We start from the raw sequence: 23621 nt of genomic DNA on the forward strand, positions 1-23621 counted from the left end.
AAGGGGGTGAGGAAGGGTTCAGGGGGCCCAGACGCGCGAAGCGGCTTGTGCCTGCTGTGCGTGGGTGCGCGTGAGCCAGTCGCGCGCATCCGCCAGTTCCTCGCGCGCGGTGGCGAGGCCCAGGTTTCCGGCGCCACCCAGGTGGGTGGCCGTCAGCGCGCCGCGGTCCGGCTGGAAGCTGCCGTCGTTGAGCTGACGGCCCACCTCCCGGTACGCGTCGCGGAAGGGCTGGCCCTTCGCCACGAGCGCGTAGGCGTGGTGCGCGGCGTAGAGCGTGTCGTCGCACGCCGCGCGAGCCTTCTCCGCGTTCACCTTCAGCGCGGGCACCAGCCGCGAGAGCACCTCCAACAGCGCCTTCGCGCTGGTGAGGGCCTGGAGGGTGGGGCGCTTCAGCAGCTGGAAGTCACGGTGGTAGCTGGAGGGAAGGCCTCCGGCCACCGCCTCCACCTGGTGCGCCAGGCCCCGCAGCTCGCGGCAGCGGCCCCGGGCCAGCTCCACCACGTCCGGGTTCTTCTTCTGCGGCATGATGGACGAGCCGGTCGTGAAGGCATCCGGCAGGGCCAGGAAGCCGAACTCGTCCATGCTGTAGAGCTGCACGTCCCAAAGCCACTTCTCCAGAGTGCCCGCCACCGAGCACGCCCAGGTGAGCAGCGCCGCTTCATGCCGCCCCCGACTGTCCTGCGCGTCGATGGGGCTGCGTTGAACTCGACTAAAACCGAGCAACCGCGCGACATATTCACGGTCGATGGGCAGCGGCACACCGAAGCCCGCGGCGGCGCCCAGCGGGCAGCGGTCGAGCCGTCCCCACACGCCCTTCAGCGCCTCCAGTTCCTCCAGCAGTCCCTCCGCGAACGCCATGCCCCACAGGCCGAACGTGGACGGCATCGCGCGGCGCAGGTGCGTGTAGCCGGGCAGGGGCAGGTCCGCGTGCGCTTCCGCGAAGTCGAGGAACGTGCCCGCGAGCTCCGCCGTGCGCGCACCCAGCGCGAGCAGCTCCTCGCGCATGAACAGGCGCAGGGCCAGCAGCACCTGGTCGTTGCGAGAGCGCGCCAGGTGGATGCGCTTGCCCGCTTCGCCGGTGCGCTCCACGAGCGCGGCCTCCAGCGCGGTGTGGCCGTCCTCCTGCTCCGGGCGGATGGTGAAGCGGCCCGCGCGCGCCTCGTCGTGGAGCGCGTGCAGGGCGCTCACGAGCGACGTGGCGGCCTCCGGCGTGAGCAGCCCCACGTGCGCGAGCATGCGCGCGTGCGCGGCGCTGCCCAGCGCGTCGTGCGGCACCAGCGACAGGTCCACCACGGGGTCGTCGCCCACGGTGAAGGCGTGGATGGCCGCGTCCAGCGGCTGGCCCTTGCCCCACAATGTCTCAGCCACGCGACACCTCCCCGGCATAGCCGTGCAGCAGTCGTCGATAGAACGCGAGCCCCGCCTCCAGCTCCGCGCGCGTGAGGTACTCGTTCGCCTGGTGGCTCCGGAGCGTGTCGCCCGGGCCCACCTTCACCGCCGGGAGGTCTCCCAGGAACGCCCAGTCGGACGTGGTGCTGGAGCCCACCGTGTCCTGGCCCGACGCCACCACCGCCGCGCGCACCAGCGGATGCGACGCGTCCGTGCCCTTGGGCAGGTAGCGCGCGGAGTGCACCACCACCTCGCTCTCCAGCGCCTGACCCACTTCCTCCGCCACCTTCGCGTGGTCCATGCCCGGCGTGGTGCGCAGGTCCACGAAGAACTCGCACCGGTCCGGCACCTGGTTGCGAGCCAGTCCGCCGGACACCTGCGTCACCTGCGCCCGCGCCTCACCCAGCAGCGGGTGCGCGGGGAAGCGCAGCGCGGACACGGCCTGGATGTCCCGGGCCGCCTTGAGGATGGCGTTGTCCAGCCCTCCTGTATGCGCGTGCGCCACGTGGCCGCTCTTGCCGTGCGCCACGCAGCGCAAAAGCAACATGCCCCGCTGCGCCGTGCAGGGCTTGAGCGACGTGGGCTCGCCCACGATGGCAGCGTCCAGCGGCCCCAGCGTGGACAACAGCGGCCCCAGCCCCTTGCCGCCCGTCTCCTCCTCGGCGGTGAGCGCGAAGACGCACTCGACACCCTTCGGCGCACCTTCCTCCAGGAGCGCCTTCGCGGTGAGGAGCATGGCGGTGACGCAGCCCTTGGCGTCGTTGGCGCCCAGGCCGTAGAGCGTGTCGTCCTTCCACACGGCCTCGTGCGGCTCCGTGTTCCACCCGGCGCACGGCTTCACCGTGTCCAGGTGCGAGTTGACGAGCAGGCGCTTCGGCCCGCTGCCCACGCTGAACCACACGTTGTGGCCCTGGCGGTGCACGCGGGCACCCCAGGACTCCGCATGGCCCGCGACGAGGTCCGCGATGCGGGCCTCGTCGCCGGAGACGCTGGGCGTGGCGACCAGCGCGGTGAGCAGCTCGGCGGGGTTCAACCCTTGGCCTCGCCGTGCTTCACCGGGTGCTCGCGCACGACCATGGTGCCGCTGCCCTCGTTGGTGAAGACCTCCTCCAACAGGGCGTCGGACTGCTTGCCGCTCACCAGGTGCACGCTGCCCACGCCGCCCACGAGCGCGTGGCGCATGGCGTGCGCCTTGGGACGCATGCCGCCCGTGAGCCGCCCTTCCGCCTCCAGGGACGCCAGGTCCGACAGCGTGGCCAGCGAGATGAGCGACGACGGGTCGGAGACGTCCTTGAGGAGCCCCGGCACCTCCACCATGAAGAACAGCTTCTCCGCGTGCAGCGCCGCCGCCAGGGCCGCCGCCACCGTGTCCGCGTTGGTGTTGTACACGGCGCCGTCCTGGCCGCCCGACAGCGGGGCGATGACGGGCACGTAGTCCGCGGAGCGCAGGTGCTCCACGACGCGCGTGTCCACGGACTCGATGTCGCCCACGAGGCCGTAGTCCACCATGCGCCCTTGAGTCTCGCCGGGCTCCGTCACCAGCACGGGCGGGCGCTTGCGCGCCTTGATGAGGCCCGCGTCCACGCCAGACAGGCCCACCGCGGGCACACCCGCGGCCTGGAGGTCCGCGAGCAGGTCCGTGTGCAGCTTGCCCGCGAGCACCATCTTCGCCGCGTCCAGCACGGGCGCGGAGGTGATGCGGCGGCCAGCCACCTTCTCGATGGGCAGGTGCAGGGCGTCACAGAGCGAGTCCAGCTCCGGACCGCCGCCGTGCACCACGACGGGGCGGATGGAGAAGGCCCACAGGAGTGCGATCTGCTCGCACGCCGTCTTTCGGGTGCGCGGATCCGTCAGCACGGCTCCGCCCAGCTTCACCACGAAGGTCTTGCTGCGGAACTGCTTCACGTACTTCGCCGCGTTGCGAAGTGCGGCGTACGGGTCGGGAGACAAAGGCACGGTGGACCTCTGAAAAAGCAAAAAGGGGACGAAGAAGGGTGGGGCGGCGGGCTTCTACGGCTCAGCCGCCGCGCATCCAGGCCAGGAGGGCGCGCTGCACGTGGTAGCGGTTGCCCGCCTCATCCACGACGCGGCTGCTGGCGTGATCCAACACCTCGTCGGCGACCTCCACGTTGCGGCGCACGGGCAGGCAGTGGAGGAACGCCGCGTCCTTCGCGGCCTTCGCCATGTGCCGGCGCGTGGGCATCCACCCCGAGTACGACGCGAGCAGCGCCGCCACGTCCGTGGGCGTGCTCGCCGTCTGGGCGGTGGGGCCCCAGGACTTCGCGTACACGGCGCGGCTGCCCACCAGCGCCTCGTCCTGGTCGTGCGTGTACGTGATGCTGCCGCCGGTGGCCTTGGCGTACGCCTCCGCCTCCGCGCGCACGGCCGGGTGCAGGTCGAAGCCCGGCGGATGCGCCACGCGCACCTCGCAGCCCGCGGCCGCCGCGGACAGGAGGAAGGAGTTGGGCACGGCCTTGGGCAGCGGCTTGATGTGCGGCGCCCAGGTGAGCGTCACCGGCAGCTTCTTCGTGGTGCCGAACGTCTCGCGCAGGGTGAGCGCGTCCGCCAGGCCCTGGCAGGGGTGCTCGCGCGCGGACTCCATGCTCACCACCGGCACGGTGGCCCACTTGCGGAAGGCGTTGATGACGGGGTCGGCCTCGTCCTCCTCGTCACCGCCACCCTGGGAGAAGGTGCGGATGCCGAGCATGTCCACGAAGCGCGACAGGACGGGCGACGCCTCCTTGATGTGCTCCGCGCGGTCCGCGTTCATCACCGCGCCGGGCCGGTCCTCCAGCTTCCACACGCCAGAGCCCACGTCGAGCACGATGGCGTGCCCGCCCGCGCGCAGCATCACCGCCTCGAAGGACGTGCGCGTGCGCAGGGACGGGTTGAAGAACACCATGCCCAGGAGCTTCCCCGGGAAGATGGACCCCGGATCCTTCTGCTTCCACGCGGCCGCCTGCGAGAGGACCGCCTCGACGCCTTCCGGGCCCAGGTCCTGAATGCGGGTGACATGCTTCATGGGCTTCGTGCTCCCCCGGCCGCGCCGGATGGATGGGGACTGCTGAATATGCACTTGAATTCGTGCATATTCCTTAAGGAGGCGCGGATATTATGCAGAACGGCGCAGCGCGCAAGAACATTCACTGGGATTTTTCATGCGCCTTGCGTGCGTATTCAGCCGCATGCATGGTGAACGTGAATGAACCTGGACGACGCCATCCTTCAGCTCATCTCCCGACAGGACGTTCCGGATCAGTTCGTCCTGCAGTCGTTGCTCGAAGAGGCGGGGCACACGCCCAGCCAGTCCACGCTGTCGCGGCGGCTGAAGAAGCTGAGCGTGCAGAAGGTGAACGGGCGCTATCAGCGCGCCGAGCCGCCGGTGGCGCCCGTGCCGCTCGCGCCGCGCGTGACCATCATCGAAGCGCCGCCCAACATGCTGGTGCTGAAGACGGCGCCCGGCTACGCGCAGATCTTCGGGCTGGCGTTGGATCGCGAGACGGTGGAGGGCCTGGCGGGCACGGTGGCGGGCGACGACACCATCTTCATCGCGGTGAGGGATCCGTCGTACCTGCGGGACGTGCGCGAGGCGGTGGAGGAGCTCATCCAGCGCGGCCCGTGAACGGGAAGCGGCGCACGGACTCCCACGGGCCGCCGAGGTAGCGCCAGAGCAGCAGCGCGGGTGAGTGCGACTCAAAGGCGGACCAGCCCGCGCCCAGCTCCACGAGCGCGGCCTTCGCCTCCTCCACCGTGGCCTTGTTCATCAGCGTGACGTGGGGCCGGAAGGGCTGACGGTCCTGCGGCGTGAGCCACTCCACGTAGGCGCGGGAGAGCTCGCGGTGCACGGGAGAGAGGCCGGGGGCTTCCACGTCCACCGCCATGCCGCGTCCCAGGCTCCGCAGCTTCGTGAAGCGCAAGCCAGGCGCGGGGCGCTCGGTGACGACCTCGAGCGCGGCCTCCACGGCGTCCTGCTCGTGCGCGGGCAGGTGGTGGAAGAGGGAGACGTGCGCCGGGATGACGTTGCGCTCGGGCGGGAAGTAGCGGCGGCGCAGGCCGTCCAGGCGCGTGAAGGCTTCTGGCTCCAGCTCGGCGGTGACGAGCAGCGGGGCTTCGGAGAGGGCGGCCATGCGGCGCACACCTTCGGTCCGAAGCCCCGGGGGCACAAGAGGGGCCTACTTCTGCGACGCGAAGAAGGCCCGCAGGGAGTCGTCGGCCTTCTGGCGGTACTCCGGCAGGCGCGAGCGCTCGGCCTCGGCGAGGGCCTTCTTCACGCCCGCCGCGTCGAAGTCGTGGGTGTAGACCGGCGTGCCGGGCTGCTGGCGCCACGAATCCGCGAGGCTTCCCGCGTCGATGGCGTCGAAGCCCAATTCCTCCACGAGCTTGAGGACCTTCGCGCGGTGCTCGGGCGGATCCCCGGCGATGGGCAGCGCGACGCGTCCGGGCGTGCCCTTCGGCGTGCCCTTCTCCAGGAGGCTCTGGAAGAAGATGTTGTTGAAGGCCTTGATGACGGGGCGGCCGATGAGCGACGCGACCCACTCGCTCTCGACCTTGCCGTTCTCCAGCTCCGGGATGCTTCCGTCGCGCACGGGGTAGTAGTTGCCCGTGTCGATGATCACGACGTCCTTCGGCACGTTCGCGAACAGGCCCTTCCGCAGGTCGGGGACCGCCTTCTGGGGAATGGTCACGACGACGACCTCACCCGCCTTCGCGGCCTCTTCGACGGTGACGGCCTTCGCGCCGGTCTCCTTCGCCAGGTCGCGCAGGGTGTCCGGCCCGCGTGAGTTCGCGATGGACACCTCATGGCCCAGCTGGGTCCACCTGCGAGCAAGCGTCCCGCCGATCAGCCCCGCGCCAATGATTCCGATCTTCATGTCGTCCTCCTCCGGAAAGTGAGTCCTACGACTGCATGCGCCGGTCGGATGCGCGGCCCTTTTCCGCGATGCGCGGGACCTGACGGGTTTTTCGTGAGGCCCCCGGGCACCGGGCGCGTTCCCGCGCGCCTTGATAGGGTCCCGCCCCCTATGCGAATCCTCGTCGGACTGACGTCGTCGGGCTGGACGGAGAAGGCCCGGTGGGCGTTGGACCACCACCGCGTCGCCTACCGCTACCAGGACTACGTCCCCCTCATCCAGGAGCGCTGGCTGCGCAAGCAGGTGGCGCCGGGCGTGAAGCCCTCCGTGCCGCTGCTCGTGGACCCGCCCCAGCCGGCCACGCACGGCTCGTTCGCCATCGCGAAGCACGCGGAAGGAGTGGGGCAGGGCAGCCCGCTCTTCCCGGCCGGGCATGGAGACGCCATCACCGCGTGGAACGACCTCAGCGAACACGTGCTGGACCTGGCGCGCGCCTACGCCATGCCGCGCATGCTGACCAACACCCGCGCCCAGGCGGAGATGCTGCCGAAGTTCGTCCCCGGCTGGCTGCGCACGGTGTTCGCGCCCTCCGCGCGCCTGGGCATGCGCTTCGTGGGGAAGAAGCACCAGGTGGCGGACGCCTCTCCGGAGTCCATCGAGGCCGCCGTCGCCCCCTCCTACGAAAAGCTGCGCGCCGCGCTGGGAGGCCGGCCCTACCTGCTGGACGCGGGCTTCACCTACGCGGACATCACCACCGCGGCGATGCTCGTGCTCTTGGGGCCGCCCGCGGACCGGCACCTGCCCATGGGGCCGGGCACGCGCGAGGTGTGGACCCATCCGGGGCTCGCCGCCCGCTTCCCGGACCTGCTCGCGTGGCGCGACGCGCTCTACGACAAGCACCGCCGCACCTGAAAAACACCACGGGCCGCCTCCCGGTGAGGGAAGGCGGCCCGCCGTGTGAATCACCGGTGCGTGAAGCCGGCTACCCCGCCTGCTTCACGCCCTTCGAGTTGTCCACCAGCACCTTGGCGAAGGTGAGCCCGTCGGGGCCCGCGTCCGCCTGGATGTGCTCGCCCGGCGCGAACTCGCCGTTCAGCACCTTGATGGCGAGCGGATCCAACAGGTACTTCTGCACGGCGCGCTTCAGCGGCCGGGCGCCGTACGTGGGGTCGTAGCCGCGCTCCGCCAGCAGCTCCCGTGCGCCTTCCGTGAGATCCAGCGTGAGGCGCTTGGCCTGGAGCAGCTTCTGGAGCTTGCCCAGCTGGATGTCCACGATGCGGTAGATGTCCTTCTTGCGCAGCGGCTCGAAGATGACGATCTCGTCCACGCGGTTGAGGAACTCCGGCCGGAAGTGTCCGCGCAGCGCTTCCATCACCTCGCCGCGCGTCTTCTCGTTGAGCGTGTCCGTGCCCGCCATGCCTTCCTGGATGGCCTGCGAGCCGATGTTCGACGTGAGGATGAGCACCGTGTTGCGGAAGTCCACCGTGCGGCCCTGGCTGTCCGTCACCCGGCCCTCATCCAGAATCTGCAGCAGGATGTTGAACACGTCGTGGTGTGCCTTCTCGATTTCGTCGAAGAGCACCACCGTGTACGGCCTGCGGCGCACGGCCTCCGTCAGCTGGCCGCCCTCCTCGTAGCCCACGTAGCCCGGGGGCGCGCCCACGAGCCGGGACACCGCGTGCTTCTCCATGTACTCGGACATGTCGATGCGGACCATGGCCGTGTCGTCGTCGAAGAGGAACTCCGCCAGCGCCTTCGCCGTCTCCGTCTTGCCCACGCCCGTGGGGCCCAGGAAGATGAACGAACCGATGGGGCGGTTCGGGTCCTGAAGTCCGCTGCGCGCGCGGCGCACGGCGTTGGACACGGCCTCAATCGGGGTGCGCTGGCCAATCACACGCTCGGCGAGCCGGTCCTCCATCTTGACCAGCTTCTGCATCTCGCCCTCCATCAGCTTGGAGACCGGGATGCCCGTCCACTTGGCCACCACGGAGGCGATGTCCTCGGAGTCCACCTCCTCCTTGAGGAACTTCTGGTTCTTCTGAAGCTCCGCCAGCTTCACGTTCTGCGCGGCGACTTCCTTCTCCAGGCCCGGGATGACGCCGAACTTCAGCTCCGCCGCGCGGTTCAGGTCGCCCTGGCGCTCGGCCGCGGCCTGATCATTGCGCGCCTTCTCCTGCTTCTCCTTGAGCGAGCGCAGGGCCGCGATGGCCTTCTTCTCCTCGTCCCAGTGGGCCTTGAGCGAGTTGAACTTCTCGTTCAGGTTCGCGAGCTCCTTCTCGATGGTGGCCAGGCGCTCACGCGAGTGCGGATCCGTCTCCTTGCGCAGGCCCTCGCGTTCAATCTCCAGCTGCGTCACCTTGCGGCGGATGTCGTCGATCTCCGTGGGCATGGAGTCGATTTCGATGCGCAGGCGGCTGGAGGCCTCATCGACCAGGTCGATGGCCTTGTCCGGCAGGAAGCGGTCCGAGATGTACCGGTGGCTGAGCGTGGCCGCCGCGACGAGCGCGGTGTCCTGGATGCGCACGCCGTGGTGCACCTCGTAGCGCTCCTTCAGGCCACGCAGGATGCTGATGGTGTCGTGCACCGTGGGCTCGCCCACGAACACCGGCTGGAAGCGGCGCTCCAGCGCGGCGTCCTTCTCAATGTGCTTGCGGTACTCGTCCAGCGTCGTCGCGCCAATGCAGTGCAGCTCACCGCGCGCGAGCGCCGGCTTGAGCATGTTGCCCGCGTCCATGGCGCCTTCGGCCTTCCCGGCGCCCACGAGCGTGTGCATCTCGTCGATGAAGAGGACGATTTCGCCCGCCGCGTCCGCGACCTCCTTGAGGACCGCCTTGAGGCGCTCCTCGAACTCGCCGCGGTACTTGGCGCCGGCCACCATGGAGCCCAGGTCCAGGGTGATGAGGCGCTTGTTCTTCAAGCCCTCCGGCACATCGCCGTCCACGATGCGGCGCGCGAGCCCCTCCGCGATGGCCGTCTTGCCCACGCCTGGCTCACCGATGAGCACCGGGTTGTTCTTGGTGCGACGGCTGAGCACCTGGATGCAGCGGCGGATCTCCTCGTCGCGGCCGATGACGGGATCCAACTTGCCGCTTCGCGCGGCCTCCGTGAGGTCGCGGCCGTACTTCTCCAGCGCCTGGTAGGTGGACTCCGCGTCGGCGCTCGTCACGCGCGAGGAGCCACGCACTTCCTTGAGGCCCGCCTGCACGCGCTCGCGCGTCACGCCGGAGGACTTCATGGCCTCGCCGACCGCGCCCTTGTCCTGGGTCAGCGCGAGCAGCAGGTGTTCCGAAGAGGTGAACTCGTCCTTCAGCGCCTTGGCCTCGTCCTCGGCCTTGTCGAAGGTCTTCATCAGGCGCTGGCTGAGCATGGCGCTCTCGCCGCCCTGGATGCGCGGGAGCTTCTGGAGCGCTTCGCCCAGCCGGCCCGCGAACAGCTTCACGTCCACGCCAATCTTGCGCAGAAGAGGGTCGACGATGCCGTCCTTCTGCCCCAGCAGTGCCGCGGCGAGGTGCTCCGGCTCGTAGTGGGGATTGTCGGCCCGGCGGGCCAGGGACTGACCCTCCTGGATCGCCTCCTGCGCCTTCACCGTGTATTTGTCGAGTCGCATGACTTCAACGTAAGGGCCGGGGACCCCTTGGCAAGGCGACACTGCCCGTATGCCCGGCGTTTTCCCCGGAATACTTTGAGCCGCTGGAAGCGGCCGGGTAATCGTGGTGGCGAAGTTGCCAGGGGGTGGGGGGGTCGGTTATAGGCGGCGCCCATCCTCGGGGGCTTCACTCTGGACGCGCACGGCGGCTATCTCGTTCGACTCGACACCTTCTCCGGGTTGGCGCTCGTGCGTCTGGCCCGGGAGGCCCTGTCGATGGACAGCGTCCTGGCCGCCACGGCGCTGCGCGTCACCATCAACCGCCGCCGCAAGGTGGTGCGCCTGGCCTTCCTGGGGCCCTTCTCCCAGGGACGGCAGGGCGCCCATTGGTACGCGGCGCACCATGCCCTGGCCCGCCTCCTGTCCGCAGCCGCCAACGCCACCGTGCACGCCTACGTGTACGACGCGGACGAAGGCGAAGAAGTGATTGCCTACGGCAACGGCCGCCGGGTGGGTGGGGAGAAGGTGGTGTACGAGGACGCGGAGCTGCCGTGTCCCCTGGAGGAGCTGGATGACGAGGCCTTCGCCCGGCTCCAGTCCCGCTGGCCCATGGGGCACCTGGCGTACGTGTTCGGCCTGACGCGGGACGAGCTCCTGCGCATCCCCCAGGCCCCGCTGGCCCGCGTGCTGCCGCTGGAGGGCACGGCGGCCGGCTCGGAAGCGGATGCGATGGCCGCCCTGGAGGCGCTGCTCCTGGGGCCCGCGCTGCCTCGCGCGGAGACGGACGCGGGCTGAAGCAGCACGGACGGCCTGTTCGCACCGCGCCGCGTCAGCCCTGCCCGGACTTCAGGGGTCTTCGGTGGGCCCGTCGAGCGTGAGGATGGCCTCGCGCACGCCCTCGCTGCGGAAGTACTGGGCGAGCAGGGCGAAGCCACCGGCGACGAGCACCGTGGGCAGCACCGCGCTGATGGTCATCAGGGACGGGACGAGTGCGTAGAGTTGCTGCGACGCGGCAGGGTCCTGGAACTCTGGCAGGCCCTTGAGTCCCTCCACCATGGCCTGGCTGGTGTGGCGGGCCACGACGGTCCACTGGGCCCCATCGATGGTGCGCATCAGCGCGGCGAAGATGCCCGCGCCGCCCAGCATCTGCCGGAAGCCGTTCCGGGGGATGCCGTCGGGGGAGCGCAGCATGCGGCTGGAGGCGAAGAAGAGCAGGGTGCAGGCCACCGTCAGCCCGGTCAGCACCAGGGCGCGGGACTCGCGCATGGGGGAGAGCGCGGACAGCTGCGCCTCCATGATGGCCTGGGTGACGGCGGGGTCCTTGCCCAGCAGGGCAATGGTGGGGGTGTGCTCCCGCTGCGCTTCGCGGTGGGCCTCGAAGTTCATCATGACGGAGGCCTCGCTGCAGGCGAGGAACCCCGTCAGGGTGGAGAGCATCAGGCACAGCCCGGCGGCGATCCGCACACCCCGGGGCAATCCCCCCGGGCGGGTGACTTCAGCAGGCTTCACTTCCGGCTTGCCTCCACGTAGCGCAGGCGCAGGTCGGACAGGAGGTTGTCCACCAGCTTGTCCTCCTCCGCGGTGAGGTTGCCGCGAGTCTTCTCGCGGAGCATCGCCAGGAGGTCCAGGTTCTGCCGGGCCGAAGGCAGGTCCTTCTCCATGCGGCCCGTCTCCGGGTTCGGCGCCCCACCCAGGTGGATGAGGACGGCGGAGCCCAGTCCGACGACAAAGGTGCTGAACGACAGGGACTCCTCGGAGGCGGGGCTCGCTTCCCCCGTCATCACGAAGGTCTCACCCCGCTTCTCCGAAGGGCTCATTCGGACGCCTTGTCCTCTTCGTTGGCAGGCTCGTCCGCCTTGTCCTCGTCCGCCTCGTCCGCCTCGTCCTCGTCCGCCTCGTCCTCGTCGGAGGCGTCGTCGTCCATATCGTCGTCGTCCTCGTCATCGAGGTCGTCGTCGATGTCGCCATCCATCAGCGTCTCGATGGGGACGGACTTGTCGGCCACGTCCGGCAGCTCCTCGAGGTGCTTCTTGTACGCGTCCTCGTCCACCTGGCCGCTGCGCTGGTAGCGCTCGGCGGTGCGCTTGTCGAGGTGCTTCGGGTTGATGCCTTCAGCCATGATTCAAATCCTCGGAATTGCTTGGAAAACAGCGCGGCACCTTATAGCAGGAGGGGCGCCTGTCAACGCTGGTGTCCCCAGGCCCGGAAACCGATGAACGTCTCGCCCCGCCCCCCGCTTCCCCAAGGCCCCTACCTGCTGTGCGACGACAGCATCCGCCCGGAGCTACCCCTGGTGGACAAGGCCGGCCAGCTGCTTGGGGGCGGTGCCCGGGTGCTCCAGCTGCGCATGAAGCACACCCCTCCCCGGGAGGCGCTGGCCGCGGCCCGGGCGGTGGTGGCCCTGTGCCGGCGGGCAGGCGCGGTGTGCCTCATCAACGACCGGGTGGACCTGGCGCTCCTGTCGGACGCGCATGGGGTGCACGTGGGGGACGAGGATCTGCCCCCGGAGGCGGCGCGGGAGCTGTTGGGCCCGGGGCGGTACGTGGGCGTGACGGCGCGGGGGACGGAAGGGGCGAAGGCGGCCCGGGCGGCGGGGGCGGACTACGTGGGCGTGGGGCCGCTGTTCGGCACGACGACGAAGGTGGTGGCGGCGCCGGTGCTGGGGCTGGAGGCCTTCCGGCGGGTGGTGGCCGACAGCCCGCTGCCGGTGGTGGGCATTGGCGGGGTGGGCCTGTCCAACATCGCGAGCGTGGCGGCGACGGGGGCGCACGGCGCGGCGGTGGTGTCCGACGCCCTGCTCGCCCAGGACATCGCCGAGCGGGTGCGTCAGCTGGCGGCGGCGTTTGACAGCGCGCGGGGGACTGGCCTCTAACCGGAGGGAGTACCCCACCATGAACCATCCGCCTCCGCGTCATCACGGGACGACACCGCGTCGTCCCAACATCGGCCTCAGCCCGGATTGGGCCCAGCCGGCCGACTCCGCCTTTCCCCGCTACGAATTGAAGGTGCCCTACGCGGAGGCGGTCCTGCGCGCGGGGGGCCTGCCCTTCGTGCTGCCGTACACCGACGACCCGTCCTGCGTGGACGCCTACCTGGAGCGGGTGTCCGGGCTGGTGGTGACGGGCGGCGCGTTCGACATCCCTCCGTCCGCGTATGGCGAGGAGGTCCGCGAAGGCATGGGGCCGCTGAAGGAGGGCCGCACGGCCTTCGAGGCGCAGCTCATCCGCGGCGCGCTCAAGCGCAACCTGCCGGTGCTGGGCGTGTGCGGCGGCATGCAGTTGTTGGCCGTGGTGCTGGGCGGCACGCTGTTCCAGGACATCCTGAAAGAGATTCCGGGCGCGCGCGACCACGAGCAGAAGCACGACCGCACCCAGCCGCAGCACCCGGTGGAGGTGAAGAACGGCACGCTGCTGGCGGAGGCCGTGGGGCACGGGCAGCTGATGGTGAACTCCACGCACCACCAGTCGGTGAACAAGCCGGGCACGGACGTGACGGTGAGCGCGGTGTCGCCGGACGGCGTGGTGGAGGCGATTGAATCCACCGCGCACATCTTCGCGCTGGGCGTGCAGTGGCACCCGGAGCTGATGCTCGGGACCATCCCGGTGCACCTGGGCGTCTACAAGGCGCTGGTGCAGAAGGCGCGAGAGCACCGCCGGTGAGGCCGCGCGTCCTGCTCCTGGCGGGACTGGAGCCCACGGGCAGGGCCGGGCTCCTGGCGGACGTGGCCGCGGTGCGGGCGCGGGGCGGCGACGCGGTGGCGGTGCCCACGGCCCAGACGGCGCAGGGCTCGCACACCTTCGCGGTGGTGCCGGCGTCCCCGCGCATGCTGGCCGCGCAGGTGTCGGCCGCGCGCGAGTGGGGCCCCCTGCACGCGGTGAAGTGGGGCGTGGTGCCCGGGCCGTCACAGCTGGCCACGGCGAGGGCGGCGCTCAAGGACGCGGACGCGTGGTGGGTGGTGGATCCGGTGGTGCGCTCCTCCCGGGGGCAGGTGCTGTCGCGGCTGACGCCCCGGCACTACCTGGCGCTCGCGGGCCCGCGTGTGCTGGTGACACCGAACCTGGAGGAGGCCGCGTGGCTGCTGGGCCGGCCCGCGCTGGGCACGGTGGAGGACGCGCAGGAAGCGGCGGAGGCGCTGTGTCAGCGCGGCTTCGGCGCGGTGCTGGTGAAGGGCGGGCACCTGCCGGAAGGGCAGGGGCTGGCGGACGTGCTGGTGTACTCAGGGCGCACGGTGGTGATGCGGGGGCGCCGGTTGAAGCGGCCCCCGGAGCGCCGGGGCACGGGTTGCCGGTTGGCGTCCGCGCTGGCGGCGGAGCTGGGCCGGGGCACGGGGCCGGAGGCCGCGGTGCGGGCGGCCCGTGAGCATGTCACGGGCTACCTGCGCACCGGCCGGGACTGACGCGGCGACTACTCGCTCCGGGCGCGGCTTTCGAAGCGCGTGTACTCCGCGAGGAACACCAGCTCCACGGACCCGATGGGGCCGTTTCGCTGCTTGGCGACGATGAGCTCCACGGGGATGACCGTGCTGCTCTGGCCGCCACCCCCGCCACCGCCGCCTCCGCCACCACCGCCTTCGCCACCTTCCTCCTCCGTCTCGCGGTGGATGAACATCACCACGTCGGCGTCCTGCTCGATGGAGCCGGACTCACGCAGGTCGGAGAGCATGGGCTTGCCGCCCTTGCGCTCCTCCACCTTACGGCTGAGCTGGCTGAGCGCGATGATGGGCACCTCCAGCTCCTTGGCCAGCTGCTTGAGCGCGCGGGAGATTTCAGCGACTTCCAACTGGCGGCTCTCCACCTTGCCCTTCTGGTGCATCAGCTGGAGGTAGTCGATGACGAGCAGCGACAGGCGCGGGTCCTTCTGCTTCACGCGCCGCGCCTTCGCGCGCAGGTCGAACGGGGACAGACCGCCGGAGTCGTCGATGTAGATGGGGGCGTTGTAGAGCGCGCCCGCCATCTCCTGGAACTTCTCCTCGTCGTGCGGGGACAGCCGGCCGCCGCGCAGCTTCTTCATGTCCACGCGCGCGGTGGACGCGAGCAGACGCATGAGCAGCTGATCCGCGGGCATTTCCAGGCTGAAGATGCCGACGGCCTTGTTCTCCTTCAGCGCCGCGTGCACCGCGATGTTCATGGCGAAGGACGTCTTGCCCACGCCGGGACGCGCCGCGAGAATGATGAGCTCACCGGCGTGCAGGCCGGTCAGCTGATTGTCCAGGTCGAGGTAGCCCGTGGACAGGCCCGTCACGCCCGTCGCCGCGGTCTTCATCTTGTCCAGCAGGTCGAGCGTCTGCTCCATCAGCTCGCTGACCGGACGCAGGTCGCCTTCGCGCTTCTTCTCCGCGAGGAGGAAGACCTTGCGCTCGGCCTCGTCGAGCAGGACGTCCAGCTCCCCCGTCTCCTGGCTGGCGAGCTCCTGGATCTCCCGGCCCACGTTGGCCAGGCGCCGGCGCAGCGCCTGGTCCTTGACGATGTGGGCGTACTGGACGGCGTTGGCCGCCAGCGGGACGACCTGGTCCAGGCCCATCAGGTACGCGGGGCCTCCCACCGAGACGAGCTGGCCCAGGACCTTGAGCTCCTCCGCGAGCGTCAGGTGGTCCACCTGCTTGCTCTGCTGATCCAACCGCATCATCGCGGAGAAGATCTGCGCGTGCGAAGGGCTGGCGAAGTCGTCCGCGTGGACGACCTCCGCCACGGGCGTGATGAGCCCGTTGTCCGCCAGCACGGCGCCCAGCACCGCGCGCTCCGCGGCGAGATCCTCGTGGACCCGCCGACCTTCCCTACCGTCCAGGACGTTCTGCATGGCTGCTTGGAACCTCTACAGGCAGCGTCTGACACGTTCCAGCGGACGTCCAGTTTCCAGGCAACAGACCTGTAGCACCCGGTGGGTCCGGGAGGGATGCCACGACCCGCCGTGGCACCTCCGCCCGGCCTCCAGGTGAACCGACCCCGCGCGTCGGGCTATTCGGCGGCGCCCCACTGCTGGAGGAAGGCCTCCCGGTAGGTGCGACTGAGGATCACCGTGGAGCCGTCCTTGAGCACCAGGATGCCGTCTCCATGCGTCCATGGCTCCAGCCGGGCCACGGCCTCCAGGTTCACCAGGTCGCCGCGGTGCACGCGCACGAAGCGGGTGGGGTCCAGGCGCTCCTCCAGGGCGCGCAGCGTCTGGCGCACCAGGTGCTCGCCCTGGGCGGTGAAGAGCCGCACGTACTTGTCCTCCGACGACAGGCGCCACACGGTGTCCAGGCGCAGGGGCACCCAGCCCTCGCCCACCTTCACCACCAGCCGCTCCAGGGGGCGTTCCGGGCGGGCCTTCGCCACCGTGGCGAGCAGGGCGTCCAGCGCGGCGGAGCCATGCGTGCCCGCGCCCAGCAGCGCATGGGCCTTGTCGAGCGCCCGGGTGAAGCGGCCCGCGTCATAGGGCTTGAGGAGGTAGTCCGCCGCGTGGGCCTCGAAGGCCTGGAGCGCGAAGCGCTCGTAGGCGGTGGAGAAGATGACCGCGGGGCAGGCGTCCGGCCCGAGCGCCTCCAGGACCTCGAAGCCGGTGAGGCCGGGCATCTGCACGTCCAGCACCACCAGGTCCGGCCGCAGCGACTCGATGCGCGCGAGCGCCTCCGTCCCGTCCGAGGCCTCGCCCACGCAGGTGAAGCGCGCGTCGTCCGCCAGCAGGCGCTTCACCTTCGCGCGCGCGGGCGCCTCGTCGTCCACCACCAGCACGCGGAACACCGTCATGACGAAGCCTCCAGCCGGGGCAGCCACACCGTCACGCGCGCGCCACCCTCCGGTCCCTCGCCGCGCTCCAGCCGGGCCCGGTCTCCATGAAGCAGCGTGAGCACGCGCGAAAGCTGCGTCAGCCCCACGCCGGGTCCGGAGGCAGGGGAGGGCGCCCCGAAGCCGCGCCCGGTGTCCTCCACCTCCAGCGCCCAGCGGTCCGCTTCGGCCCGGGTGCGGATGCGCACCTCCAGCGCGCCGCGCAGGTCCTGGTTGTGCTTCACCGCGTTCTCCACCAGCGTCTGGAGCGCGAAGCAGGGCACGCGCTGGGACTCCAACCCCGGCGCCACATCCCAGCGCACCTCCAGCCGGTCGCCGAAGCGCGCAGAGAGCAATGCGACGAAGCGCTCGGTGTGCCCGCGCTCCTCGGCCAGCGTCCAGGTGGGCTCGGTGCGCTCCAGGCTCGCGCGCAGGAGCTGGCCCAGGTCGCTCAGGAGCCGGTCCGTGCGCGGCAGGTCCTCGTACATCACCGACCCGATGGTGTGCAGCGCGTTGAAGAGGAAGTGCGGGTGCAACTGGCCCGTGAGGGACTGGAGCTGCGCGGCCCTCAGCTCGCCCTCCAGCTCCGCCGAGCGCAGCGCGCGGGCCTGCCGCTCCCGCCACTCGTGCAGGAGCGAGATGACCGCGCAGCCCAGGCCGTAGGTGATCAGGTCCTTCTGCGCCTCCATGGGGAGCGCGTACACGGGTGGCCCCAGGTCGTAGTCCCCCAGCTCCAGCAGCGCGTAGACGCCGTGCCGCAGCCCCGCCATCAGCGCGATGTGCAGCGACGTGAAGAGGAGGAACGCCGCCGCGTGGATGCCCAGGAAGCGCGCCCAGCCCACGCGAGGTGCCGGCGCGTTGAGCACCGCCGTCATCAGGACGGGGAGCAGCAGCGTGACGGCAAGCGCGCTGGTCATCTCCCAGATGAACGCGGGTGCCCAATGGCCCGGATGGGGCCGCATGAGCTGCATCAGCCGCACCGCGCTGCCCTGCCACACACCCAGGACCAGCCCGAACGCCAGGACCTTCAGCGCCGGACGCAGGCGCAGCCGGGGCCAGCGCCACCGCGTGGAGGGATGCTCCGCCCAGGTCCTCACCCCACGGCCTCCGGGGTGAGAACCGCCGGACGCGCGGCCCGGGGCTTCATGCCGAAGAGCGGCCGGAGCCACGACACGCGGGACACGCCCTCGCACAGCGCCAGCGTGACGGCGAAGGACAGCGTGAGCACCGCGAGGAGCATGGCCCAGGGACCCACCGGCAGGCGCAGGCACAGGTAGCCCACGCAGATGATGACCGTCTGGTGGAAGATGTAGAACGGATATGACAGCGCCTGCGCGTGCGGAAGCCACGCGGGGGCCGTGCGCACGTGGTGCCGCGCCCAGGCCAGCGCCACCAGCAGCCCGCTCCAGATGAGCACCGTGCCCCCCACGATGGCGGGCACCACCGGCATCACCGGCCACGGCCAGACCAGCTCCACCACGAGCGCCGCCAACGCCACGGCCAGCAGCACGTGGCGCAGCGCCACCAGCCGGCCCCACACGCCCGGGCAGCGGCCCAGCAGGTGGCCGTAGAGGAACAGCAGGCCGTAGTGGATGAGCGTGCGCGGATCATCCAGCAGCGCGTGCGTCTCCGGGAAGTCGCGCAGCAGCACCCGGTTGAGCGCCAGCGGCACGACGAGCCACAGCACGTTCACCCCTCGCGACAGCCACGCGTCCGCCGCCGCGAGGAACCGCCCCCCGGCTTGCGTGCGCAGCGCGGCGAAGAGGGGCAGGGCCATGAGGCAGTAGACGAACAGGTAGGCCACGAACCACAGATGGTGCCAGCTGAAGCTGCCCGCGGGGTAGGGCACGAAGTCGAACACCGTCGGGTAGAACGCGGCGTAGCTCCCCTGGAAGCGGCCCTGGAACAGCCGCTCCACGTAGATCTGCGGCGGCACCACCACGAACATGCCGAACACCAGCGGCAACAACAGCCGCTTCGCCCGGTCCTTCGTGAACGCCCTCAAGGAGCGCCGCCGGAGCGCGAACGCCGTGCCCGCGCCGGAGATGACCATCAGGAGCGGCATGCGCACCAGGTGCAGCACCCCCATGACAGGCTCCAGCACCGGCAGCGCCTGGGGGCTCTTGATGTGCCATTCCCAGGTGTTGAACATCATCCCGGTGTGGAACAGGTGCAGCACCACGATGGCCAGCACCCGGAGCCAGTCCAGGTCGGGGTGGTGCGCGGCGGCGGGGCGGAGTGGAGCGCTCATGCGGCGGGGACCTCCAGGCGGTGTCCGCCCCTGAAGTACCCACGCCCGCGCTCCTGGCTCCACGCGGATGCCGTGAAACGGACCGCCAGCGGCGCGAGCCGGATGGGGCAGGACCCCGGAGACGCGAAAAGGGCCGCCCGGTTGCCCGGACGGCCCTTCCCTTGAAGCGATGGAGCGCTTCAGGTGAAGCGGTGGACTACTCGGCCACCACGTCGACCTTGATCTTCGCCGTCACCTCGCGGTGCAGGCGGAGCTCCACTTCGTAGCTGCCCAGCGACTTGATGGGCTCGGCCAGGTGCAGCTGGCGGCGATCCACCTGCTGGCCCTGGGCCGCGAGCGCCTCGGCGATGTCCAGCACCGTGACGGAGCCGAACAGCTTGTCCTGCTCGCCCACCTTGCGCTTGATGGTGACCTTGACGGCGCCCAGCTTCTTGGCCTGCTCGTCGGCAGCGCCCTTCAGCTTGGCGTTGCGCGCAGTGTGCACGGCCTTCTCGTGCTCCAGCTGACGCAGGTTCTGCTCGCTCGCCAGGACCGCCTTCTTGCGCGGCAGCAGGAAGTTACGGCCGAAGCCGTCCTTCACCGTGACGAGCTCGCCGGACTTGCCGAGGTTGTCGATGTCCTCACGCAGAATGACCTTCATGTTCCTGTCTCCTGTGTTGCGGACCGGCGACTAGCCGACCACCGCGTTGTAGGGGAGGAGCGCGATGCCGCGGGCGCGCTTGATGGCGACCGCCACCTCACGCTGGTGCTTCGCGCAGTTACCGGAGATGCGGCGGGGGATGATCTTGCCGCGCTCGGTGACGAAGTACTTCAGCGTCGCCTGGTCCTTGAAGTCCACCGACGCGTTCTTCTCCGCGCAGAACCGGCAGACCTTCTTGCGGCCGAAGCCGCGACCACCGCGCTTGTCGTCGTCGCCGCCCATGCCGCCGCGGTCGCCGCGATCACCACCACGGTCGCGGTCACCGCCGCGATCACCACCGCGGTCGCCACCGCGCGAACCGCCGCCGTAGCCGCCACCGCCACCACCACCGGGGCCGCGGGAAGCGCCCGCGCCCTGCTTGCTATCCATGCCGTTGCTCATGAACGTTCTCGTTTCCTGGAAGGTTGGGGGAAGGTCCCGTCAGAGGCGTTACGCCTCCTCGGTGGACTCCTCTTCCGATTCGCCAGCCACGAACTCAGGCGTCTCGCTGCGGAAGCCACCCTCGCGCTCGGCGGGAGCGCCCGGACGGGTCTCCTCGACGTCGCCGGCCAGCTTGAGGTCCTCGAGCACCGGACGCGACTCGGGATCCACCTCGTCCGCGATCTTCACGGAGATGTAGCGCGTGACGTCGTCGAGGTTGCGCAGGTTGCGCTCGATCTCCGCCACCAGCTTGCCGTCACCCAGGAAGCTCGTGTGGACGTAGATGGCGCGGGGCTGCTTGGCCACGGGGAACAGGGTCTTCTTCTTCCCCCACACCGTGAAGCGGAGGACCTTGCCGCCCTCACGCGAAACGATGCCGCGGACGCGCTCCTTGAGCTTGTCCACGTTGTCGTCGGTCACGTCCGGCTTGACCAGGAAGATGGTCTCGTACTCACGAAGCCGCTTGGCGGCCTGCGTCTCTGCCATGTTTCTCTCCCCTTGGGGTCGAGTGCCCCCCGGACCATCCGGGGAGCGGGGAAACGGCCGGAGGCCCTCGAAGGCCACCACCGGGGACGGGAAATCCTCTCGCGCGCCCGTCACCGTCGCGCCTTGGCCCGTGCGTGAACACGGGAAGCTTTGAAAGAACATCCACCGGAAGGCGTGGGACGCACTCCGGGGGAAGGGGCTTCTAAGAGGACCCCTCCTGGAAAGTCAAGGGGAGCCAGAGGGGCAACCGGCGGACAGGCGGCCGGCCCGGAGCTTCAGGCCCGGCGATTGTGGCGGTTCATCGCCGTGGCGAGCCCGTCCCGCACCCAGCTCTCCGCCATGTCCGCCGCCTTCCCGACGAGCTCCTCCAGCTGGCGGCGCTCGCCGTCGTCGAAGTTGGACAGGACGTAGCCCGCCACGCGCTCCTTGGCGTTGGGGCCCTCCGGCTTGCCAATGCCCACCCGCACGCGGATGAAGGCGTCCTCGCCCAGGCACTGCACCATGCTCTTGAGCCCGTTGTGCCCGCCCGCGCCGCCGCCCGCCTTGAGCTGCAGCCTCCCGAAGGGCATGTCCAGCTCGTCGTGCACCACGAGCACGTCCTGCACCGCGACCTTGTAGAAGCGCGCGGCCTCCGCCACGGAGCGGCCAGACAGGTTCATGTACGTCTGCGGCTCCACGAAGAGGATGCGCTCGCCGCCCAGGCTTCCCTGGCCCACGCGCGCCTGGAACTTGTCCTGGGTGAGCTCCGCGCGGGCGCGCGACAGGAGCGCGTCCACCACCATGAACCCGACGTTGTGGCGGTGGCGCTCGTATTCGCGCCCGGGGTTGCCCAGCCCGCAGATGAGCTTCATGGAAGGCTCCCAAGGAGGGTGGGGGCCTTGAAGGGGTCCACACCCGGAAAAAGACAGCGGGGCAGGCCCTGGAAGAGGCCCGCCCCGCGGAGAGATACCGAACGGCGGAAGAGGACTACTTCTTCGCCGGGGCCTTGGCCGCGGCCGCCGCGGGGGCCTTCGCGTCGCCCGCCTTCGCGTCGCCCGCCTTGCCCGCCGCAGGGGCAGCCGCCGCCGCGGCCGCGGCCGGAGCCGCCTCCGCCGCTTCCGGCGCGGCGAGGACCGCGATGGTGTAGTTGACGTGCGTCTTCACGGACACGCCCTCGGGGAGCTTCACGTCGTTCACGTGGATGGCTTCCGCGATCTGCAGATTGCTGACGTCCACTTCAATCTGGAGCGGGATGGCGCCGGGGAGCGCCCAGACCTCCAGGTTGCGGCGCACCTGGGTGAGCAGACCGCCCTCCGCCACACCCGGGGCCTTGCCGGTGAGCACGACGGGGAGGTTCACCTTGACCTGCTCCTTCTCGCTCACGGCGATGAAGTCCGCGTGCAGGATGTCGCGGGTGAGCGGATCCATCTGGTAGTCCTTCAGCAGGACCTGCTGCTCATTGCCCGCCAGCTTCAGCTGGATGAGCGTGTTCAGCTTGTGCGGGGTGTTGATGGCCGTGCGGATGGCCTTGGGGTCCACGGAGATGTGCAGCGGCGCCTTCAGGTGCTTGCCGTAGACGACGGCGGGAACCTGGCCGGACGCGCGCAGGCGGCGGGCAATGCCCTTGCCGGAACCTTCACGGGCCTGCGCTTCGAGGGTGCTCTTGTCGGTGGCCATGGAAATCTCTCTTTTCGGTGGGGTACCGCAGTGTTCACCGGCGTCTGGGCGCCCTCGGCATCCCACCCCCATGGTGGGCCCCGAAGACGGCGCCCGGGCCTGTTGTCAGGCCCATGGAACCGGTGGAGGGGGCGGACATGCCAGCCCCCGGGGTCCTTCGTCAAGCCGCCCGGACTCCAGGCGGCTCTTCGCCTGGCTGCGCCCGGGCTGGCCCGGACGACGTCAGACGAACAGCGAGCTCAGCGAGTCCGCGCGGTGGATGCGCGCGATGGCTTCCCCGAAGAGGGCGTCCGTCTGCAGGGCGCGGATCTTCGGGCACGCCTTGGCGTCGGCCGCGAGCGGCACCGTGTCCGTGAAGACGACCTCCTCCAGGACGGAGTCGGTGATGCGCTGGATGGCGGGGCCGGACAGGATGGGGTGCACCGCGTACGCGAGCACCCGGCGCGCGCCCTTGTCCTTCAGCGCGAGGGCCGCCTGGGCGAGCGTGCCCGCGGTGTCCACCATGTCGTCCACCAGGATGGCGTCCTTGCCCTTCACGTCGCCAATGAGGTTCATCACCTCCGAGGCGTTGGGGCGCGGGCGGCGCTTGTCGATGATGGCCAGCCCCGTGTTCAGCCGCTTGGAGTAGGCGCGCGCGCGCTCCACGCCGCCGGCGTCCGGGCTGACGATGACCAGCTCGCTCGACTCCGGGAAGCGCTTGCGGATGTCCTCCAGGAACACCGGCGAGCCGTAGAGGTGATCCGAGGGCATGTTGAAGAAGCCCTGGATCTGCCCGGCGTGCATGTCCATGGACACCACCCGGTTGACGCCCGCGACCTCCAGCATGTCCGCCACCAGCTTGGCGGTGATGGGCGTGCGGGCCGCCACCTTCCGGTCCTGCCGAGCGTACCCGTAGTACGGCATCACGGCGGTGATGGAGCCGGCGCTCGCCCGCTTGAGGGCGTCGCACATGATCAACAGCTCCATCAGGTGGTGGTTCGTCGGCGGGCACGTGGACTGGACGATGAACACGTCCTGTCCGCGCACGTTCTCGCCGATCTCGACGTGGATCTCCCCGTCGGAGAACGTGTCCACTACCGCGTTGCCCAGGGGCCGCTGGAGGTACTCGCAGATGCGCTGCGCCAACGCCGGGTTCGAGTTCCCGGCGAACACCTTGAAGTCACGCGACGGCTGCATGGGGCGCTGACTAACCCGTGAGCGCCCCGAATGGAAGTTCGTTAGTCGAGTTCAGCCGCCACGGGACCGAGCGTCCCGCTCTGCGCCTGGTGAAGGTGTTTCTCGTACTCAATCAGGATGACGCGCTCCATCTGGCTTCGCGTGTCCGCGTTCAACGGATGAGCGATGTCCTTGTAGGTCCCGTCCTTCCGTTTTTTCGCGGGCATGGCAATGAAGAGCCCGGTGGAGCCGTGGATCACCTTCAGGTCGCGTACGACGAAGCAGTGATCCAGGGTGATGGTGACGTACGCCTTGAGCTTGTCCTCTTCGACCGGAAACACCCGGACGTCGGTGATGTTCATGGTCCCCCCCCGAACCTGGAAGG

At 70.1% G+C, this 23621-nt stretch carries 27 protein-coding genes; 6 read left to right on the plus strand and 21 right to left on the minus strand.

Annotation, left to right across the window (positions count from 1 at the left end):
- Positions 1–18: 18 nt before the first annotated feature.
- From argH to D7X30_RS17120, 4 genes are all read right to left on the minus strand, one after another.
- On the minus strand, positions 19–1368 hold the full coding sequence (gene argH / locus D7X30_RS17105; protein ID WP_199724366.1) for an argininosuccinate lyase: 1350 nt from the start codon (positions 1366–1368) through the stop codon (positions 19–21).
- Positions 1361–2422 carry a M20/M25/M40 family metallo-hydrolase gene (locus D7X30_RS17110; RefSeq protein WP_120563996.1) on the minus strand — a complete coding sequence of 354 codons (1062 nt, stop codon included), beginning with the start codon at positions 2420–2422 and terminating at the stop codon, positions 1361–1363. Before D7X30_RS17110 ends, argH begins: the two co-directional genes overlap by 8 nt.
- Positions 2419–3345, minus strand: coding sequence for an acetylglutamate kinase (gene argB, locus D7X30_RS17115; RefSeq protein WP_120563997.1), 927 nt, complete (start codon positions 3343–3345; stop codon positions 2419–2421). Before argB ends, D7X30_RS17110 begins: the two co-directional genes overlap by 4 nt.
- 61 nt (positions 3346–3406) lie before the next feature.
- Positions 3407–4411, minus strand: coding sequence for an N-acetylornithine carbamoyltransferase (locus D7X30_RS17120; RefSeq protein WP_120563998.1), 1005 nt, complete (start codon positions 4409–4411; stop codon positions 3407–3409).
- 180 nt (positions 4412–4591) lie between these two features.
- Here D7X30_RS17120 and D7X30_RS17125 point away from each other — a divergent pair, with 180 nt between their 5' ends.
- Positions 4592–5011, plus strand: a complete 420-nt coding sequence (locus tag D7X30_RS17125; RefSeq protein ID WP_120563999.1) for an arginine repressor — start codon at positions 4592–4594, stop codon at positions 5009–5011.
- On the opposite strand, the gene D7X30_RS17130 is transcribed toward D7X30_RS17125, so the two are convergent.
- Both D7X30_RS17130 and D7X30_RS17135 read right to left on the minus strand, forming a co-directional pair.
- On the minus strand, positions 4992–5516 hold the full coding sequence (locus tag D7X30_RS17130) for a 2'-5' RNA ligase family protein (protein ID WP_120564000.1): 525 nt from the start codon (positions 5514–5516) through the stop codon (positions 4992–4994). The two genes, D7X30_RS17125 and D7X30_RS17130, sit on opposite strands and share 20 nt — an antisense overlap.
- Before the next feature lie 45 nt (positions 5517–5561).
- Positions 5562–6479 carry an NADPH-dependent F420 reductase gene (locus D7X30_RS17135; RefSeq protein ID WP_255424205.1) on the minus strand — a complete coding sequence of 306 codons (918 nt, stop codon included), beginning with the start codon at positions 6477–6479 and terminating at the stop codon, positions 5562–5564.
- Here D7X30_RS17135 and D7X30_RS17140 point away from each other — a divergent pair.
- Positions 6411–7151, plus strand: a complete 741-nt coding sequence (locus D7X30_RS17140; RefSeq protein WP_120564002.1) for a glutathione S-transferase C-terminal domain-containing protein — start codon at positions 6411–6413, stop codon at positions 7149–7151. The genes D7X30_RS17135 and D7X30_RS17140 overlap by 69 nt on opposite strands.
- A gap of 70 nt (positions 7152–7221) precedes the next feature.
- Here the strand turns inward: D7X30_RS17140 and clpB are convergent, their stop codons facing one another.
- On the minus strand, positions 7222–9846 hold the full coding sequence (clpB, locus tag D7X30_RS17145; RefSeq protein WP_120564003.1) for an ATP-dependent chaperone ClpB: 2625 nt from the start codon (positions 9844–9846) through the stop codon (positions 7222–7224).
- Between the two features lie 255 nt (positions 9847–10101).
- Here clpB and D7X30_RS17150 point away from each other — a divergent pair, with 255 nt between their 5' ends.
- Positions 10102–10620: a hypothetical protein gene (locus D7X30_RS17150; protein ID WP_199724368.1), complete on the plus strand. Its 519-nt coding sequence runs from the start codon at positions 10102–10104 to the stop codon at positions 10618–10620.
- Between the two features lie 51 nt (positions 10621–10671).
- Here the strand turns inward: D7X30_RS17150 and D7X30_RS17155 are convergent, their stop codons facing one another.
- The 3 genes from D7X30_RS17155 to D7X30_RS17165 are packed head-to-tail and all read right to left on the minus strand — an operon-like array spanning position 10672 to position 11944.
- Positions 10672–11334, minus strand: a complete 663-nt coding sequence (locus D7X30_RS17155) for a hypothetical protein (RefSeq protein ID WP_199724369.1) — start codon at positions 11332–11334, stop codon at positions 10672–10674.
- Entirely contained in the window at positions 11331–11642 is a 312-nt protein-coding gene (locus D7X30_RS17160) for a DUF1844 domain-containing protein (RefSeq protein ID WP_120564005.1), read from the minus strand. The genes D7X30_RS17155 and D7X30_RS17160 overlap by 4 nt, the downstream gene beginning before the upstream one ends.
- On the minus strand, positions 11639–11944 hold the full coding sequence (locus D7X30_RS17165; RefSeq protein ID WP_120564006.1) for a hypothetical protein: 306 nt from the start codon (positions 11942–11944) through the stop codon (positions 11639–11641). The genes D7X30_RS17160 and D7X30_RS17165 overlap by 4 nt, the downstream gene beginning before the upstream one ends.
- A 93-nt stretch (positions 11945–12037) precedes the next feature.
- On the opposite strand from D7X30_RS17165, the gene thiE reads away from it, so the two are divergent.
- From thiE to D7X30_RS17180, 3 genes are read left to right on the plus strand one after another with little or no spacing between them, the layout of a single operon-like run.
- A complete protein-coding gene (thiE, locus tag D7X30_RS17170) occupies positions 12038–12697 on the plus strand; it encodes a thiamine phosphate synthase (RefSeq protein WP_120564007.1) in 660 nt (219 codons plus the stop codon).
- A gap of 19 nt (positions 12698–12716) precedes the next feature.
- On the plus strand, positions 12717–13484 hold the full coding sequence (locus D7X30_RS17175; RefSeq protein ID WP_120564008.1) for a gamma-glutamyl-gamma-aminobutyrate hydrolase family protein: 768 nt from the start codon (positions 12717–12719) through the stop codon (positions 13482–13484).
- Positions 13481–14221 carry a bifunctional hydroxymethylpyrimidine kinase/phosphomethylpyrimidine kinase gene (locus tag D7X30_RS17180; protein ID WP_120564009.1) on the plus strand — a complete coding sequence of 247 codons (741 nt, stop codon included), beginning with the start codon at positions 13481–13483 and terminating at the stop codon, positions 14219–14221. The genes D7X30_RS17175 and D7X30_RS17180 overlap by 4 nt, the downstream gene beginning before the upstream one ends.
- Positions 14222–14229: 8 nt before the next feature.
- On the opposite strand, the gene dnaB is transcribed toward D7X30_RS17180, so the two are convergent.
- The 11 genes from dnaB to spoVG all read right to left on the minus strand — a co-directional run bounded on the left by dnaB (position 14230) and on the right by spoVG (position 23598).
- Complete coding sequence (gene dnaB, locus D7X30_RS17185; RefSeq protein WP_120564010.1) at positions 14230–15621, minus strand: replicative DNA helicase; 1392 nt, start codon at positions 15619–15621, stop codon at positions 14230–14232.
- 158 nt (positions 15622–15779) lie between these two features.
- The gene (locus D7X30_RS17190; RefSeq protein WP_120564011.1) at positions 15780–16550 is read right to left on the minus strand and encodes a LytTR family DNA-binding domain-containing protein; all 771 of its coding nucleotides are present in this window, start codon (positions 16548–16550) and stop codon (positions 15780–15782) included.
- Positions 16547–17665 (minus strand): sensor histidine kinase, encoded by a 1119-nt coding sequence (locus D7X30_RS17195; RefSeq protein ID WP_120564012.1) that lies wholly within the window; start codon positions 17663–17665, stop codon positions 16547–16549. The genes D7X30_RS17190 and D7X30_RS17195 overlap by 4 nt, the downstream gene beginning before the upstream one ends.
- Positions 17662–18819 carry an acyltransferase gene (locus D7X30_RS17200; RefSeq protein WP_120564013.1) on the minus strand — a complete coding sequence of 386 codons (1158 nt, stop codon included), beginning with the start codon at positions 18817–18819 and terminating at the stop codon, positions 17662–17664. Before D7X30_RS17200 ends, D7X30_RS17195 begins: the two co-directional genes overlap by 4 nt.
- Before the next feature lie 196 nt (positions 18820–19015).
- Positions 19016–19459, minus strand: a complete 444-nt coding sequence (gene rplI / locus D7X30_RS17205) for a 50S ribosomal protein L9 (RefSeq protein WP_120564014.1) — start codon at positions 19457–19459, stop codon at positions 19016–19018.
- 30 nt (positions 19460–19489) lie between these two features.
- Complete coding sequence (gene rpsR, locus D7X30_RS17210; protein WP_120564015.1) at positions 19490–19900, minus strand: 30S ribosomal protein S18; 411 nt, start codon at positions 19898–19900, stop codon at positions 19490–19492.
- A 48-nt stretch (positions 19901–19948) separates the two neighbouring features.
- Positions 19949–20425, minus strand: a complete 477-nt coding sequence (rpsF, locus tag D7X30_RS17215) for a 30S ribosomal protein S6 (RefSeq protein WP_120564016.1) — start codon at positions 20423–20425, stop codon at positions 19949–19951.
- A gap of 275 nt (positions 20426–20700) precedes the next feature.
- Complete coding sequence (gene pth / locus D7X30_RS17220) at positions 20701–21276, minus strand: aminoacyl-tRNA hydrolase (RefSeq protein WP_120564017.1); 576 nt, start codon at positions 21274–21276, stop codon at positions 20701–20703.
- A 115-nt stretch (positions 21277–21391) separates the two neighbouring features.
- A complete protein-coding gene (locus D7X30_RS17225) occupies positions 21392–22081 on the minus strand; it encodes a 50S ribosomal protein L25/general stress protein Ctc (protein WP_120564018.1) in 690 nt (229 codons plus the stop codon).
- Between the two features lie 222 nt (positions 22082–22303).
- The gene (locus D7X30_RS17230; protein WP_120564019.1) at positions 22304–23257 is read right to left on the minus strand and encodes a ribose-phosphate pyrophosphokinase; all 954 of its coding nucleotides are present in this window, start codon (positions 23255–23257) and stop codon (positions 22304–22306) included.
- A gap of 41 nt (positions 23258–23298) precedes the next feature.
- Positions 23299–23598: a septation regulator SpoVG gene (spoVG, locus tag D7X30_RS17235; protein WP_120564020.1), complete on the minus strand. Its 300-nt coding sequence runs from the start codon at positions 23596–23598 to the stop codon at positions 23299–23301.
- Between the last annotated feature and the right edge of the window lie 23 nt (positions 23599–23621).

Source organism: Corallococcus sp. AB011P (genome assembly GCF_003611605.1).
Taxonomy (GTDB): domain Bacteria; phylum Myxococcota; class Myxococcia; order Myxococcales; family Myxococcaceae; genus Corallococcus; species Corallococcus coralloides.

Bases quoted from the DNA above. Each gene is read 5' to 3' on its own strand.
- D7X30_RS17120 (WP_120563998.1), bottom strand. From the start codon at position 4,411: ATGAAGCATGTCACCCGCATTCAGGACCTGGGCCCGGAAGGCGTCGAG.
- D7X30_RS17125 (WP_120563999.1), top strand. From the start codon at position 4,592: ATGAACCTGGACGACGCCATCCTTCAGCTCATCTCCCGACAGGACGTT.
- D7X30_RS17130 (WP_120564000.1), bottom strand. From the start codon at position 5,516: ATGGCCGCCCTCTCCGAAGCCCCGCTGCTCGTCACCGCCGAGCTGGAG.
- D7X30_RS17140 (WP_120564002.1), top strand. From the start codon at position 6,411: ATGCGAATCCTCGTCGGACTGACGTCGTCGGGCTGGACGGAGAAGGCC.
- clpB (WP_120564003.1), bottom strand. From the start codon at position 9,846: ATGCGACTCGACAAATACACGGTGAAGGCGCAGGAGGCGATCCAGGAG.
- D7X30_RS17150 (WP_199724368.1), top strand. From the start codon at position 10,102: ATGGACAGCGTCCTGGCCGCCACGGCGCTGCGCGTCACCATCAACCGC.
- D7X30_RS17160 (WP_120564005.1), bottom strand. From the start codon at position 11,642: ATGAGCCCTTCGGAGAAGCGGGGTGAGACCTTCGTGATGACGGGGGAA.
- D7X30_RS17165 (WP_120564006.1), bottom strand. From the start codon at position 11,944: ATGGCTGAAGGCATCAACCCGAAGCACCTCGACAAGCGCACCGCCGAG.
- thiE (WP_120564007.1), top strand. From the start codon at position 12,038: ATGAACGTCTCGCCCCGCCCCCCGCTTCCCCAAGGCCCCTACCTGCTG.
- D7X30_RS17175 (WP_120564008.1), top strand. From the start codon at position 12,717: ATGAACCATCCGCCTCCGCGTCATCACGGGACGACACCGCGTCGTCCC.
- dnaB (WP_120564010.1), bottom strand. From the start codon at position 15,621: ATGCAGAACGTCCTGGACGGTAGGGAAGGTCGGCGGGTCCACGAGGAT.
- D7X30_RS17190 (WP_120564011.1), bottom strand. From the start codon at position 16,550: ATGACGGTGTTCCGCGTGCTGGTGGTGGACGACGAGGCGCCCGCGCGC.
- D7X30_RS17200 (WP_120564013.1), bottom strand. From the start codon at position 18,819: ATGAGCGCTCCACTCCGCCCCGCCGCCGCGCACCACCCCGACCTGGAC.
- rplI (WP_120564014.1), bottom strand. From the start codon at position 19,459: ATGAAGGTCATTCTGCGTGAGGACATCGACAACCTCGGCAAGTCCGGC.
- rpsR (WP_120564015.1), bottom strand. From the start codon at position 19,900: ATGAGCAACGGCATGGATAGCAAGCAGGGCGCGGGCGCTTCCCGCGGC.
- rpsF (WP_120564016.1), bottom strand. From the start codon at position 20,425: ATGGCAGAGACGCAGGCCGCCAAGCGGCTTCGTGAGTACGAGACCATC.
- pth (WP_120564017.1), bottom strand. From the start codon at position 21,276: ATGAAGCTCATCTGCGGGCTGGGCAACCCCGGGCGCGAATACGAGCGC.
- D7X30_RS17225 (WP_120564018.1), bottom strand. From the start codon at position 22,081: ATGGCCACCGACAAGAGCACCCTCGAAGCGCAGGCCCGTGAAGGTTCC.
- D7X30_RS17230 (WP_120564019.1), bottom strand. From the start codon at position 23,257: ATGCAGCCGTCGCGTGACTTCAAGGTGTTCGCCGGGAACTCGAACCCG.
- spoVG (WP_120564020.1), bottom strand. From the start codon at position 23,598: ATGAACATCACCGACGTCCGGGTGTTTCCGGTCGAAGAGGACAAGCTC.